Origin of the sequence: Streptomyces sp. NBC_01474, from assembly GCF_035918215.1 — a bacterium.
Lineage (GTDB): Bacteria > Actinomycetota > Actinomycetes > Streptomycetales > Streptomycetaceae > Streptomyces > Streptomyces aureus.
The window spans coordinates 7,035,515-7,050,100 of sequence record NZ_CP109449.1 but is presented as its reverse complement, the minus strand read 5'-3'; the positions used below and the strand labels follow the sequence as shown (position 1 = coordinate 7,050,100).

General features: G+C 72.2%; 12 protein-coding genes. 6 read left to right on the top strand and 6 right to left on the bottom strand.

Annotation, left to right across the window (positions count from 1 at the left end; translation table 11 throughout):
- Positions 1-28 precede the first annotated feature (28 nt).
- From dnaG to OG758_RS32095, 4 genes are all read right to left on the bottom strand, one after another.
- On the bottom strand, positions 29-1,927 hold the full coding sequence (gene dnaG, locus OG758_RS32110; RefSeq protein ID WP_326713125.1) for a DNA primase: 1,899 nt from the start codon (positions 1,925-1,927) through the stop codon (positions 29-31).
- Positions 1,928-1,961: 34 nt separating this feature from the next.
- Positions 1,962-3,236 (bottom strand): NAD(P)/FAD-dependent oxidoreductase, encoded by a 1,275-nt coding sequence (locus OG758_RS32105; RefSeq protein WP_326713124.1) that lies wholly within the window; start codon positions 3,234-3,236, stop codon positions 1,962-1,964.
- A gap of 209 nt (positions 3,237-3,445) precedes the next feature.
- On the bottom strand, positions 3,446-4,825 hold the full coding sequence (locus tag OG758_RS32100) for a deoxyguanosinetriphosphate triphosphohydrolase (RefSeq protein WP_326713123.1): 1,380 nt from the start codon (positions 4,823-4,825) through the stop codon (positions 3,446-3,448).
- A 33-nt stretch (positions 4,826-4,858) separates the two neighbouring features.
- Positions 4,859-5,770: a sirohydrochlorin chelatase gene (locus OG758_RS32095; RefSeq protein WP_326713122.1), complete on the bottom strand. Its 912-nt coding sequence runs from the start codon at positions 5,768-5,770 to the stop codon at positions 4,859-4,861.
- Positions 5,771-6,009: 239 nt separating this feature from the next.
- Between OG758_RS32095 and OG758_RS32090 the strand changes: the two genes are divergently transcribed.
- The 3 genes from OG758_RS32090 to OG758_RS32080 all read left to right on the top strand — a co-directional run bounded on the left by OG758_RS32090 (position 6,010) and on the right by OG758_RS32080 (position 9,789).
- Positions 6,010-6,642: a SanA/YdcF family protein gene (locus OG758_RS32090; protein WP_326716101.1), complete on the top strand. Its 633-nt coding sequence runs from the start codon at positions 6,010-6,012 to the stop codon at positions 6,640-6,642.
- A 409-nt stretch (positions 6,643-7,051) separates the two neighbouring features.
- Positions 7,052-9,157, top strand: coding sequence for a molybdopterin oxidoreductase family protein (locus OG758_RS32085; RefSeq protein WP_326713121.1), 2,106 nt, complete (start codon positions 7,052-7,054; stop codon positions 9,155-9,157).
- Between the two features lie 80 nt (positions 9,158-9,237).
- Positions 9,238-9,789, top strand: a complete 552-nt coding sequence (locus OG758_RS32080; protein WP_372563487.1) for a DoxX family protein — start codon at positions 9,238-9,240, stop codon at positions 9,787-9,789.
- A 322-nt stretch (positions 9,790-10,111) separates the two neighbouring features.
- Here the strand turns inward: OG758_RS32080 and cutA are convergent, their stop codons facing one another.
- Positions 10,112-10,438, bottom strand: coding sequence for a divalent-cation tolerance protein CutA (gene cutA / locus OG758_RS32075; protein WP_326713120.1), 327 nt, complete (start codon positions 10,436-10,438; stop codon positions 10,112-10,114).
- Between the two features lie 165 nt (positions 10,439-10,603).
- On the opposite strand from cutA, the gene OG758_RS32070 reads away from it, so the two are divergent.
- The gene (locus OG758_RS32070) at positions 10,604-12,244 is read left to right on the top strand and encodes a M4 family metallopeptidase (RefSeq protein ID WP_326713119.1); all 1,641 of its coding nucleotides are present in this window, start codon (positions 10,604-10,606) and stop codon (positions 12,242-12,244) included.
- Between the two features lie 66 nt (positions 12,245-12,310).
- On the opposite strand, the gene OG758_RS32065 is transcribed toward OG758_RS32070, so the two are convergent.
- Positions 12,311-12,937, bottom strand: a complete 627-nt coding sequence (locus tag OG758_RS32065) for an NADPH-dependent FMN reductase (RefSeq protein WP_326713118.1) — start codon at positions 12,935-12,937, stop codon at positions 12,311-12,313.
- A 291-nt stretch (positions 12,938-13,228) separates the two neighbouring features.
- Between OG758_RS32065 and OG758_RS32060 the strand changes: the two genes are divergently transcribed.
- Together OG758_RS32060 and OG758_RS32055 are read left to right on the top strand one after the other, a co-directional pair.
- A complete protein-coding gene (locus OG758_RS32060) occupies positions 13,229-13,741 on the top strand; it encodes a hypothetical protein (RefSeq protein WP_326713117.1) in 513 nt (170 codons plus the stop codon).
- A 136-nt stretch (positions 13,742-13,877) separates the two neighbouring features.
- Complete coding sequence (locus OG758_RS32055) at positions 13,878-14,522, top strand: class F sortase (protein ID WP_326713116.1); 645 nt, start codon at positions 13,878-13,880, stop codon at positions 14,520-14,522.
- The last annotated feature ends 64 nt before the right edge of the window (positions 14,523-14,586 follow it).

The window sequence follows — 14,586 nt, the reverse complement described above, 5'->3', positions numbered from 1 at the left end:
TCTTCCCGGGCCGTCGGGGGCGCAGCGGTCAGAGCGCCTGCGCGCCGAGGTCCTGCAGCGCTCTGTCGTAGCGCTGGAGGACCATCAGCTCCTCCTGGACGGCGGACAGGCGCGCCGGGTCGCTGTGCGTGCCCAGCCGGGTCAGGGAGCCCTGTACGTCCCGGATGCGCCGGTCGACGGCGCGGCGGCGCACGGCGACGAGCTGCTGGCCCGCGTAGACCTCGTCGACGGATCTGCGCAGGATGGCCTCGACGGCGAGCTCGGTGACCATGGCGCGCACCGCGTCGTCGGGAGCCGCCTCCCGTACCCGTACGAGATAGGCCTGCGGGTCCTGGGTGCCGAGGTCGGCGCCGCCCGCCTCGATGATCGCCTCGCGCACCGCGGCGTACGGGGCGGCGGTGAACTCGTCCACTCCGTACGCGTCGAAGGCCGGGGAGACCAACTCGGGCCGCTGGAGGGCGAGTTTGAGCAGCTCGCGCTCGGTGGCGTACACGGGGTTGCGCAGGGTGAGGGCGGGGCCCGCGGCGGACGCGCGGGTCGCCGCGGCCTCGTAGGGCTGCTGCGGACGGGACGGGGCGGGGCCGCGGCCGCCGCGGTCACGGGCCCAGCGGGCGAGCTGCGAGACGCGCTTGACGACGAACTGGGTGTCGAGGATGCCGAGCATGCCGGCGAGCTGGACGGCGACCTCGTGCTGCGCACCGCTGTTCTTGATCCGGGCGACGACGGGGGCTGCCTCGTCGAGCGCGGCGGCGCGGCCTGCGGGAGTCTCCAGGTCGTAGCGGGAGACGATGTGGCGCAGAGCGAACTCGAAGAGGGGGGTGCGGGGTTCGACGAGGTCGGCAACCGCCTCGTCGCCCTTGGCCAGGCGCAGGTCGCAGGGGTCCATACCGTCGGGGGCGACGGCGATGTACGTCTCGGCGGCGAACTTCTGGTCGTCCTCGAAGGCGCGCAGGGCGGCCTTCTGGCCCGCCGAGTCGCCGTCGAAGGTGAAGATCACGCGGGCGCTGCCGTTGTCCATGAGGAGGCGGCGCAGGATCTTGATGTGATCGCCGCCGAAGGCGGTGCCGCAGGTCGCGATGGCGGTCGTGATGCCGGCCAGGTGGCAGGCCATGACGTCCGTGTAGCCCTCGACGACGACCGCGCGGCTCGACTTCGCGATCTCCTTCTTGGCGAGGTCGATGCCGTAGAGGACCTGGGACTTCCGGTAGATCGGCGTCTCGGGCGTGTTCAGGTACTTCGGGCCGTTGTCGTCCTCGCGCAGGCGGCGGGCGCCGAAGCCGACGACCTCGCCGCCGATGTCGCGGATGGGCCACATGAGGCGGCCGCGGAAGCGGTCGATGGGCCCGCGACGGCCCTCCTGGGAGATCCCGGAGGTGATGAGTTCCTTGTCGGTGAAGCCCTTGCCGCGCAGGAAGCGCGTGAGGTGGTCCCAGCCGGCCGGGCTGTAGCCGACGCCGAAGTGCGCGGCGGCGGCCTGGTCGAAGCCGCGCTCGGCGAGGAACTTGCGGCCGATCTCCGCCTCGACGCTCTCCAGCTGGTCCATGTAGAACTGGGCGGCCACCTTGTGCGCCTCGACCAGGCGGATGCGCTCACCGCGCTGGTGCGAGGGGTTGTAGCCGCCCTCCTCGTACCGCAGGGTGATGCCCGCCTGGCCGGCGAGGCGTTCGACGACCTCGGAGAAGGAGAGGTGGTCGACCTTCATCACGAACGTGATGGTGTCGCCGCCCTCCTGGCAGCCGAAGCAATGGAAGAGGCCCTTGCTGGGGCTGACCTGGAAGGACGGCGACTTCTCGTCGTGGAAGGGGCACAGGCCCTTCAGGTTCCCGCCGCCCGCGTTGCGCAGTTGCAGGTACTCGGACACCACGGCGTCGATCGGGACCGCGTCCCGGACCGCCTTCACGTCCTCGTCATTGATCCTGCCTGCCACGCAAGGATTCTACGGCGACCCGCCGACACTCACGTCACCCGTCCTCCCCCTCGAGGAGCGCCGTGAGCGCGACGGACGGATCCGACAGGCGTTCCGCCCCGGGCCTGACCCCGGTGCGGATGAGGGCCTGGATGGTTTCCGTGACGTCCCACACGTTCACGTTCATCCCGGCGAGCACCCGCCCGTCCTTGAGCCAGAACGCGATGAACTGGCGCTTGCCCGCGTCCCCGCGGATGACGACCTGGTCGTACGAGCCCGGGGGCGCCCAGCCCGAGTACTCGAGGCCGACGTCGTACTGGTCGGAGAAGAAGTACGGCACGCGGTCGTACGTCACCTCCTGGCCCAGCATGGCGCGGGCGGCGGCCGGGCCGCCGTTGAGCGCGTTGGCCCAGTGCTCGACGCGCAGCCGGGTCCCGAAGAGGGGGTGCTGCACGGCCGCCACGTCACCGGCCGCGTAGATGTCCGGGTCGGAGGTGCGCAGCGAGGCGTCCACGGCGATGCCGCCGCCCTGCGACCGGTCGGCGAGTTCGATCCCGGCGGACTCGGCGAGCGAGGTGCGCGGGGCGGCGCCGATCGCGGCGAGCACGTCGTGGGCCGGATGCTCGTCGCCGTCGTCGGTGAGGGCGGCGAGGACCATGCCGTCCTGGCCGGTGATGGCGGTGAGGCGGGTCCCGAAGTGGAAGCGGACGCCGTGCTCGGCGTGCAGGTCGGCGAAGATCTGGCCGATCTCCGGGCCGAGGACCGCGTGCAGCGGGGTCGCCTCGGGCTCGACGACGGTGACCTCGGCGCCGTACTCGCGGGCCGCCGCGGCGACCTCCAGGCCGATCCAGCCCGCGCCCGCGATCACGATGTGGCCGTTGTCCCGGCCGAGGGAGGCGAGAACGCCCTTGAGGCGCTCCGCGTGGGCGAGGCGGCGCAGGTGGTGCACGCCGGCGAGCTCGGTGCCCGGGACGTCCATGCGGCGCGGCTCCGCGCCGGTGACCAGGAGCAGCTTGTCGTAGTGGACGACCGTGCCGTCGCCCAGCCGGACGTTCTTCACGGCCGGGTCGACCGCGACGACGGTCTGGCCGAGGTGCAGCTCGATGTCGTTCTGTGCGTACCAGGCCGGTTCGTGGACGAAGACGCTGTCCCGTTCCTCCTTGCCCTGGAGATAGCCCTTGGACAGGGGTGGGCGTTCGTACGGATGATCTCCCTCGTCCCCGATGAGGATCACTCTGCCGTTGAAGCCCTCGGAGCGCAGCGTCTCGGCCGCTTTCGCTCCGGCGAGCCCGCCTCCGACAATGACGAACGTCTGATCCGCGTCGACCACGTGATGCCTCCTCTATGCCATGGCGCCATATGCGAGCGTCCCGCACGGAGCGTGATGCGGGAAGGGGGCATGGCCCGAACAGGGCATCTTTTCGTCACGCCCAGTGGTCGATGGCCGGCTTCGCGACGAGGACGACGACCGTGCGCAGGAGCGCGCCCCGCACGAACCCCGCTCCGCGGCGCGGTGCGGTGCGCGCTGGGGCGACGCCCTCAGGGACGGGGCCCTGTGAGGCGCGCGTGCAGTTCGCGGGCCGAGGCGTCGGTGAGGGAGGCGATCTGGTCGACGATCACGCGCTTGCGGGCGCGGTCGTCACGCGCCGTGTCGAACAAGGCCCGGAACTGCGGGTCGAGACCGTCGGGCGCGCGGCGGGTGAGCGCCTCGGCGAGCTCCGCCACGACGACGCGCTGGTCGGCGCGGAGCCGCTCCTGCTGCGGGCGCTGCATCACGTACCGGTCGGCGACCGCCTTGAGGACCGCGCATTCGTACCGGGCCTCGCGCGGCACCACCAGTTCGGCCTCGTAGCGCGTGAGGCGGCCCGTGCCGTGGCGGGCGCGGGTGGCGCCCTCCGCGGCGAGGCAGAAGCGGCCGATGAGCTGGCTGGTCGCGTCCTTGAGACGGGCCTGGGCGAAAGCCGTGCCGTCGTAGCCGTGCGGCCACCACTCCTGGTCGAGGAGCCGGTCGAGCGCCGCCGCGAGCTCTTCGGAGTCGGTGTCCGCCGGTACGTAACGGCCGATCGCGACCGCGTAGATGTCACGGCGCTCGGGCTCCGCGTGCAGCATGTTCGGGTCGAGGTGGCCGGCGTGCAGCCCGTCCTCCAGGTCGTGCACCGAGTACGCGACATCGTCCGACCAGTCCATGACCTGCGCCTCGAAGCAGGTCCTGCGCTCGGGTGACTCCTTGCGGATCCAGTCGAACACCGGGCGGTCGTCCTCGTACACACCGAACTTGGGCGAGGCCGGGTCGGTGGGGTGGCCGCCGCGGGGCCACGGGTACTTCGTCGCGGCGTCGAGCGCGGCGCGCGTGAGGTTCAGTCCCACGCTGACCAGTTCGTCCGTGTCGGCGCTCTGGACGAAGCGCTTGGGTTCGATACGCGTCAGCAGGCGCAGCGACTGAGCGTTCCCCTCGAAGCCGCCGCAGTCCTGCGCCACCTCGTTCAGCGCCTGTTCGCCGTTGTGCCCGAAGGGCGGGTGGCCCATGTCGTGCGAGAGGCAGGCCGTCTCGACGAGGTCCGGGTCGCAGCCGAGTGCCGCGCCGAGCTCCCGGCCCACCTGCGCGCATTCCAGGGAGTGCGTCAGCCGGGTGCGGGGGCTGGCGTCCCAGGCTCGGTTCATCGTGCCCGGGGTGACGACCTGGGTCTTGCCCGCGAGGCGGCGCAGTGCCGAGGAGTGCAGGACGCGGGCACGGTCGCGCTGGAAGGCGGTGCGGCCGGGGCGTTTGTCGGGCTCGGGGGCCCAGCGCTCCACCGAGGCGGCGTCATAGCCCGACGGGTCGATGGCGTGGGTCGGGGCGGTCGGCGCAGTCGGGGCGGTCGGGTTCTTCGTGGTGGGTGTTTCGCGTTTCGATGCGGGTGTCTCGTGCGTGCCTTCCATGGACTGACAGTAAGGGCATGCGGTGACAAACGGTCAGGCCGACGTGAGTTGCCGCTGTGCGGGGGTGGCCGCCGTGGAGGCGAGGGTCCCGTCGTAGCGGTGGAGGAGGAGGCGGGCCATCGCCGTGTGCGCGCCGAGCGGGGCGGCGGCTATCCAGGGGGCGGCCTGCGCGCACTGGGTGGCGAAGCGGCCCGGCGCCGTGAAGTACGCGGCGACGGCGGCGCGGTGCCTTCCTCTGACGGCGAGTGCGCGCAGCGCGGCCGGGACGGTGGGGGCGGCGGCACTCGCGTAGGCGGGCACGACCGGGACGCCCAGCCGCTCGGCCAGAAGCGCGGCCGTGCGGGCCATGTCGACTGCCGAGTCGGGGTCACGGGAGCCCGCCGCCGCGAGGACCACACCGCTGGTCCTGCGCGTGCGGGCGTCGGGGCGCGGGTCCCAGCCCGCCTCAACCAGGCGGGCGTACAGCGTTTCCACCAGGAGCGGGTGGGGGCCCAGCGGCGGGGCGACGCGGGCCGACAGGTGCGGGGCCGTGGCCAGGGCTGCCGGGATGTCCTGCTTGACGTGGTAGCCGCGCGACAGGAGCAGCGGGGCGAGGACGGCCCGGCCGGGGGCGAGGCCCGCGAGGGTGTCGGTCAGGAGCGGTTCGTTCAGCTCGATGTGGCCGAGGTGGACGGGGAGTCCCGGGCGTTCCTCGCGCACCTTGTCGAGCAGGGCGTGGACCGTGGCGAGCGCCCTCGGGTCGCGGCTGCCGTGCGCCACGACGACCAGGGCGGGCGGGGTGAGCGGGGCGGGCGGTGCCTGCGGGGGTGTGCGGCGGCTGCCGTCGAGCCGGACGTGGCTGAGCTGGGTGCCGAGCTGGCTGGTGATCCTGGTCATGAGTTGCGCCGTACTGTCGAGGTGGGCCGTGCCGGTGAGCTCGTCGCGCTGAGGTTTCGACGCCGTCATGAATTGATCCTGCCCGGGGGAGGTTGCGGCGTCGTTGCGGGGCGGTGACGCGTCGCTTCCCCGGCGCTCACCGGGTGTTCGGGCGGATGTGAGGTCGGCGGCGTCCCGATCGCCGTGTGAACCGGCCGGCGGAAACGTGCGTCCAGTCGTGCGACGACGTTTTCGAGCAGGGGTGGTCAGTGGTGCGGATCCGGTTGCCGCGTACGCGGCGGGGGTGGCGGCGGTTCGTACAGGGCGCGATGGCCGTGTGTGTGCTGGCGCTGTTGCCGGCGGCCTGGCTGTTCGTCGTGACCGGGGACCGGCTGCGTACGGTCGACGATGCGCCGCGCACCGATGTCGCCGTGGTGTTCGGGGCCGGGCTGTGGGAGGGCGAGCCGTCGCCCTATCTCGCGCACCGGCTCGACGCGGCGGCCCAGCTCTACCGCGACGGGCGGATCCGGGTGGTTCTCGTGACCGGCGACAACAGCCGCGAGGACTACGACGAGCCCGACGCGATGCGCGCCTATCTGACCCGGCACGGGGTGCCCGGCAAGGCTGTCGTCAGCGACTACGCCGGGTTCGACACCTGGGACTCGTGCGTGCGGGCCAAGAAGATCTTCGGGGTCGACCGGGCCGTGCTGATCAGCCAGGGCTTCCATATCCGGCGCGCGGTCGCCCTGTGCGAGGCCGCGGGCGTCTCGTCGTACGGCGTCGGTGTCGACGACCGGCACGACGTGACCTGGTACTACGGCGGGGCCCGTGAGGTGTTCGCGGCCGGTAAGGCCGTGGTCGATTCCGTGTTCCGGCCCGATCCCCGGTTTCTGGGCCACCGGGAGCCTGGGGTTCGGGAGGCCCTGGGGGTTCGGGAGGCTCCGGGGGTTCGGCGTCACTGAGCGTCCCTCTGAGGGTGCGGCGTCGCTGATGCGCCTCGTGTGTGGAGGGGCGGGGCCACGGGGGTGTGTCCGTCCTCGCCATCGTGGCGCCTCCGCCTTGTGCCCCTTGACCGGCACCTGCACCTCCGTGCTCCGGGCGGACACACCCCCGCGTCCCCTCGCGACGGATTCGCGGCTGATCCGCCGTTGTTCTCGCCGGCCCACCGGTACGGGTGTCCCCTCGCGACGGATTCGCGGCTGATCCGCCGTTGTTCTCGCCGGCCCACCGGTACGGGTGTCCCCTCGCGACGGATTCGCGGCTGATCCGCCGTTGTTCTCACCCGCCTGCCGGTGGCGCTATGAGGGCGTCGTGTCTTGCGCGTAATCGGGCGTGGGCTGTCGCGTAACAGCGTGCGCGCAAGGTGGGTCCATGCTCACTGTCACGCCCACCCACTGCCCCTACTGCTCCCTCCAGTGCGGGATGAATCTCGTCCCGACTGCCTCTGGCGTTGTCGGGGTCGAGGAGCGTGCCGGGTTTCCCGTCAACCGGGGCGCCCTGTGCGGCAAGGGGCGTACGGCCGCTGCTGTGCTGGCCCCCGGCGTGCGGCTGACCGGGCCGCTGGTCCGCAGGGGCGGCGCGCTGGAGCCGGCCTCGTGGGACGAGGCGCTCCGCCTGGTCGCCGAGGGGCTGTCCCGTACGCGTTCGGCTCATGGCCCGGACGCGTGCGGGGTCTTCGGCGGGGGCGGGCTCACCAACGAGAAGGCGTACGGGCTCGGGAAGTTCGCCCGGGTCGTGCTCGGGACCTCCCAGATCGACTACAACGGTCGGTTCTGCATGTCGTCCGCCGCGGCGGGGCAGCTCGCCGCGTTCGGGCTCGACCGCGGGCTGCCGTTCCCCCTGGAGGACATTCCGCGTACGGGATGTGTGGTCCTCGTCGGGTCGAACATGGCCGAGACCATGCCCCCCGCGGTCCGCTATCTGAACGAACTGCGGGAGAACGGCGGCACGCTGGTCGTCATCGACCCCCGCCGCACGCGCACCGCCGAACTCGCCGACCTCCATCTCGCGCCCCGGCCCGGGACCGATCTCGCCCTTGCTCTCGGGATGCTGCATCTGGTGGTGACCGAGGGGCGGGTCGACGAGGAGTTCGTGCGCGCCCGGACGCGGGGGTGGGAGGACGCGCGGGCCGCCGTGATGGCGCACTGGCCCGAGTACGTGGAGCGCGTGACCGGGGTCGCCGTGCCTCAACTGCGCGAGGCCGTGCGGATGTTCTGCGAGCCCGAGTCAGCCATGGTCCTCACCGCGCGCGGGCCCGAGCAGCAGTCCAAGGGCACCGACACCGTGGGCGCCTGGATCAACCTGTGCCTCGCGACCGGGCGCGCCGGGCGGCCCCTTTCCGGGTACGGGTGCCTGACCGGGCAGGGCAACGGGCAGGGCGGGCGCGAGCACGGGCAGAAGTCCGACCAGCTGCCCGGGTACCGCAAGCTGACCGACCCGGCGGCGCGTGCGCATGTGGCCGGTGTGTGGGGCGTGGACCCCGACTCCCTTCCCGGCCCAGGCCGTTCCGCGTACGAGCTGCTCGACGCGCTGGGGCGGGACGTACGGGCGCTGCTGGTCATGGGGTCCAACCCGGTCGTGTCCGCGCCGCGCGCCGCGCATGTGGAGGAGCGGTTGCGGTCGCTCGACTTCCTGGCCGTGGCGGATGTGGTGCTTTCCGAGACCGCCGCTCTCGCCGATGTGGTGCTGCCCGTGACCCAGTGGGCCGAGGAGACAGGGACGGTGACCAGTCTGGAGGGGCGCGTGCTGCTGCGGCGTCGCGCCGTGGCGCCTCCGGAGGGGGTGCGGAGCGATCTGGAGGTGCTGCGTGAGCTGGCCGGGCGGCTGGGGGTGGAGAAGGGGTTCCCTGCCGATCCGGAGGAGGTCTTCGAGGAGCTGCGGCGGGCCTCGGAGGGGGGAGCCGCTGATTACGCGGGGATCTCCTATCGGCGGCTCGTCGAGGAGGACGGGGTGTTCTGGCCCTGCCCGGAAGAGGAACATCCCGGGACGCCCCGGCTCTTTCTGGAACGGTTCGCCACCGAGGACGGGCGGGCGCGGTTCGCCGCCGTCTCCCATCGTGCTGCCGCCGAGGAGCCGGACGCCGAGTTCCCGGTCCATCTGACGACGGGGCGCGTCGTGTCGCAGTACCAGTCGGGTGCGCAGACCCGGCGCGTGGCCGAGCTGAACGCCGCCGCGCCCGGCCCCTTCGTGGAACTGCATCCGCGGCTCGCCGCGCGGATCGGGGTGGCGGAGGGCGAGCCGGTCGCCGTCGTCTCCCGGCGCGGGCGGGCCGAGGCGCCCGCCCGGATCACCGCGGGCATCCGGCCCGACACGGTGTTCATGCCGTTCCACTGGCCAGGCACCGGGCGCGCCAATAACCTGACCAACCCCGCGCTCGATCCGACGTCCAGGATGCCGGAGTTCAAGGTGTGCGCCGTTCGGGTCGAGGCGGCCGGCACCGGCTCCGGTGACCGCCCGGTCGATGTGGTTCAAGTTTGAAACATGACGGTCGGGCGGTTAGCTTGGGGTTGTAGCTTGAAAGTTCAAGCATGTCGATTTCCGAGTCAGGAGACCCCCACGTGACCTCTCTCGCGAACCAGCTCGGTCCGCTCCGCGCGCCCGGCACCCCCACCCCTGCCGCGCCCGCCCACGCCTATGACCTCGGTCTTCTCGTACTGCGCCTCGCCCTCGGCCTGACCATGGCCGCGCACGGTGCGCAGAAGCTCTTCGGCTGGTTCGGCGGAGGCGGGATCGACGGCACCGGGCAGTTCTTCGCCGCCTCCGGCTACCCGTCGCCGAAGTCGTTCGCCGTTGTCGCCGGGCTCAGCGAGACCCTCGGCGGGCTCGGCCTCGTACTCGGCCTGCTCACCCCGCTGGCCGCCGCGGCCGTGGCCGGCACCCTGGTCAACGCCATCGCCGTGAAGTGGGGCGGCGGATTCTTCGCGCCGCAGGGCATCGAGTACGAGCTCCTGATCGCACTCGGCGCGGTGGCGCTCGCGCTGACCGGCCCCGGCCGCATCGCCGTCGACCGCTTCCTTCCGGGCCTCCGCTCCCACCGCCTCGGATACGGCGTCGGCGCCGTCGTACTCGGTGTGGTGGTGGCGGCGATCACTCTGCTGCTGCGCAAGTGAGACCGTGAATCGGTGAAGTCCGGCCGCCAATCGGTGGCGTCCGGCCGCGGGTTGGTGAAGTCCTGCCGCGGTTTGGTGAAGTCCGGCCGCAAGTTGGTGAGTTGGTGAGCCGGTTGGCTCGTTGGCCGGTGGGCCGGCTAGCTGGTGAGCCGGTTCGTTGTGAGCCGGCTAGCTGGTTGCCGGTGTGCCGGTGTGCGACGCACCGGTGTGCCGGTGTGCCGGTGTGCCGGTGTGCCGGTGTGCCGGTGTGCCGGTGTGCCGGTGAGTCATGGTGGCCCGGGTGCTGACGCGCTCGGGCCGTCGGGCTTTCCGGCTCATGCCGTCAGGCCCCGCCCGTCTCCCCCTCGATCCACGCGAGGTACGCGGCGCTCCCCCGGACCACCGGTGTCGCGATGATCTCCGGGGTGTCGTAGTCGTGCGCCTCCAACAGCCATGACTCCAGGGCCTCGTAGCCGTCGGCCGTGGTCTTGAGGAGCACCTGCCATTCCTGGGCGGTCTCCGTGTTGCCCTGCCAGCGGTAGACCGAGGTGACCGGGCCCGCTATCTGGGCGCAGGCCGCCAGGCGCGCTTCGACCGCTCCCGCGGCAAGGGCGCGGGCCTTGGCCTCGTCGTCGGTCGTGGTGAGGACCATCAGGGCCAGTGCCTTCATGTCCGTTCCTTTCACGGGCCGTGCGCTCCCCATTCTGCACGTGAACACCTATTCACAGCTCCACCACGGGGGCGCTATGGACATGACATGTCATGGCCCCTTAAATCTGAGGCGACATCAGTGTGACCCCCCTCAGCGCGCCCGCGCGCCGTCACTAGGAGCCCGATGAGACCTGCCCGGACCACATCGCGACTCACCACCGCCGGCATAGCCACGGCGGCCGCCACCCTGCTGGCCGCCGCCCTCGCCCCCACCGCTGGCGCCGACACCGCCCCGCCCACCCGGGCCGACGCCGTCCGGAACGCCGCGGCCGCGCTGCACGCGGTGGCCGGGGACGTCGGGCTCACCTCAGCTCAGGGCACCTCCGTGCGGGACGTCGTCGTCGACCCGGACGGCACCCAGCACGTGCGCTACGACCGCACCTTCCGCAAGCTCCCCGTTCTCGGCGGCGACTTCGTCGTCCACCTGAACCGCGACGGCGGCTACCGCTCGGCGAACCGCGCGGTCCGCGGCGACCTCGCCGTGCCGAGCGTGACGCCGGCGCTCCCCGCCCCGAAGGCCGCCGACCTCGCGTCCGCCGCGCTGCGCGCCGCCAACCCGGGCGAGCTCCTGCGCAAGGTCGTCGCCAAGCCCGCGCTCGTCGTGGACGCGCTGCACGGCGCGCCGAAGCTGGCCTGGCGCACCGACGCCGCCGGCAAGGACTCGCTCGGCAACCCGGTCGCCCGTGTCGTCCTCACCGACGCCACCACCGGCAAGCAGATCGACGCCTGGGACAGCATCGAGACCGCGACCGGCGACGGGAAGTCCCTCTACTCGGGCACGGTGCCGCTGGAGACGACCCAGTCCGGGTCGACGTACCAGCTCAAGGACGCGACGCGGGGCGGCACCTACTCGGGTGACGCGCAGAACAAGACCGACGGCTGCATCCTGACCATCTGCTGGAGCCGCGCTCCCGCGGTGGTGTTCACCGACACCGACAACCACTGGGGCACCGGCGCGAACGCCGACCGCTCGTCGGCCGCCGTGGACGCCCAGTACGGGACCGACACGACGTGGGACTACTACAAGAACGTCCACGGCCGTAACGGCATCGGCGGCGACGGCAAGGGCTCGTACAACCGCGTCCACTACGGCAGCAACTACAACAACGCCTTCTGGGACGACACCTGCTTCTGCATGACGTACGGCGACGGTGACGGCTCGACGTTCGGGCCGCTCGTGGCGCTCGACGTCGCCGGGCACGAGATGTCGCACGGTGTCACGTCGAAGACGGCGGGGCTCACCTACTCGGGCGAGTCCGGCGGCCTGAACGAGGCGACGTCCGACATCTTCGGCACGCTCGTCGAGTTCTACGCGAACAACGCGTCCGACCCGGGCGACTGGCTCATCGGCGAGAAGATCGTGAAGCCCGGCTTCGGTCAGCCGGCGCTGCGCTTCATGGACAAGCCCAGCAAGGACGGCAACTCCGCGGACTGCTGGAGCTCGTCGGTCGGCAACCTCGACGTGCACTACTCGTCCGGGGTCGCCAACCACTTCGCGTACCTGCTCGCCGAGGGCAGCGGGCCGAAGGTCATCGGCGGCGTCCAGCACAACAGCACGACGTGCAACGGCTCGACGCTGAGCGGCATCGGCAAGGACAAGCTCGGCAAGATCTGGTACCGGGCCCTGACCGTCTACATGACGTCCTCGACGAACTACGCGGGCGCCCGCACGGCGACGCTCAGCGCGGCGAAGGACCTGTACGGGGCCGGCAGCGCGGAGTACGCCGCCGTGGCCGCGACCTGGTCGGCCGTGTCCGTGGGCTGACATCCCACCTGTGTGAGCGAGGGTCCCCGCCGCCGAACGACCGCGGGGACCTTCGTCCGTCCGGTCTCAACTGCCGTACGGGCGCACCTCCTTCGCCTCCCGCAGCGCCTTCGCCCACCATGCAAGCTGGTCGAGCATCGACTTCGCCGCGGCGGCCGGCGCCTCGGGGTCCCGGTGGGCGCCGGACGCGTCGAAGTGGCTGCCCGCATTGGCGAAGGAGACGGTGTCCCTGACCGTGACGGCGTGCAGCTCGGCGAAGACGGTGCGCAGGTGCTCGACCGCGCGCAGGCCGCCGGAGATCCCGCCGTAGGAGACGAAACCGACGGGCTTGGCCTGCCATTCGGCGTGGTGCCAGTCGATGACGTTCTTGAGGGACGCCGGGTAGGAGTGGTTGTACTCGGGCGTGAGGACGACGAAGGCGTCGGCCGCGGCCAGCTTCGGGGTGACCTTGGCCAGCTCGGCCCGTACCTCGGCGGACGGGTCGTAGGAGAGCGCGGTGGGCAGGTCGGTGGCGGCTACGTCGATCACGTCGACGGCGAAGTCGGGGCGCTCCCCGAGCAGGGACATGAGCCAGTCGGCGACGACGGGACCGAAGCGGCCCTCGCGGTTGCTGCCGATGACGACGGCCACCCGGACGGGGGCCTCGGTGGGGGCGGAAACGGGGGCGGCGGACGGTGCGGCTGTGGTGTTCATGGGACAAGCCTCGTACCTGAAGTTTGGTTGAGGTCAAGCGGGCGCCACGTGGGCCCGGTCACCCGTTCACCGGCGCCGGCCCTCCCTGTGGGTTCTTTTCTCCGACACGGCGATGACCTGCTGGAATGCTCCTGCCGGGGTGTCAGATGACGCCCTTTCACCAGTTTTCTGATGGTGCATCAGGAGGCGTGCCGGGGCGAGTGCCACTTACCTCGGTAGGGCAGGGGCGTGACCGACGCAGCGGCACTTGGGGGTGCCGCGGGCCGTGCCCCCTCGGAGGAGCACGACACGATGCGCACATCCCGCCTGCTGAACGCTGCCGCGCTCGCCGCGGCCGCCGCGGCACTGACCGCCGCGCCCGCGTACGCCGGGTCGGGCGGCCTCGAGGTGTACCCGGCGAACGCCACCGCGGGCGCCACGGTCACCGTCCACACCACCGCGTGCGGTGCGTCCCGCACCGCCGCCGGGGACGCGAGCGCGGTCGGCGCGGGCACCTTCATGCTCGCCCCTGGCACGCATGCGAAGGACGCCGAGGGGCGGTTCCAGGTGCCTCCGTCTGCGCAGCCCGGAACGTACGAGATCGTCGCTGAGTGCTCCGGCGGCGGGCAGGTGACGGGCGATCTGATCGTCGCGCTCCCCTACTCCTCGGACCAGGTCCCTCCGAAGGGCCATGTGAAGACGGGGGTCGGCGGCGCGCTCGGCACCGACCCCGTGAAGACCGCGGCGGGAGTGGCGGCGCTTGCCGTCGCCGCCGCGGGCGGTACCTGGCTCCTGCATCGCCGGGCGAGAGGCGAAGGGATCTGACGGGCGCCGGACGGACGACCTCCGCTGTCCCTCCGGCCCCCTGGTACCGCATGTCCTCTCCTCCCCCGGCCGCGCACCCCCCTCACGCGGCCGGGGGAGGAAGGCGACCCCCACCCGCTTCGACCTGGAGAAGCCGATGCCGCAGGCGCCCCGCCGAAGAGTCAGCAGCGGACTCATAACCGCGGTCACCGCTCTCGCCCTGTGCCTGGGCGCCTGGCTGCTGCACCAGGGCACCGAGACGCAAGGACCGCCGCAGCCGTCCGCCGCGCAGGCCGCGTCCGCGCACCCCGGCACCGGCCACGAGCCGCCCGCCGCGGCCCCCCTCTCCTCCTCGCCGCCCGACCGCATCCGCATCCCCTCGATCCGGGTGGACGCGCCGCTCATGGGACTCGGCCTGACCCCGCAGGGCAGCCTGGACGTCCCGCCGCCGCAGGAGAAGAACCTGGCCGGCTGGTACGAGGCCGGGACCGCGCCCGGCGTCCGCGGCACGGCGGTCGTGGCCGGCCACGTCGACAACGCCGACGGTCCCGCCGTCTTCTACGACCTGGGCGCCCTCGCCAAGGGCCGCCCCATCGAGGTCGACCGCCGCGACGGCTCCGTCGCCGTGTTCACCGTCGACGCCGTCGAGGTCTACGACGCCGGCGCCTTCCCCGATCAGAAGGTGTACGGCGCCGCGGACCGGCCCGAGCTGCGCGTCATCACCTGTGGCGGCGGCTACTCGAAGCAGACCGGCTACCGGGGCAACGTCGTGGTGTTCGCCCATCTGACAGGCAGCCGCTGAGCCCTCACACCGACGCCCCTCGCGCGCTGAGCGCAGCGTTCCCCGTGGGAAACGGGAGGGATGC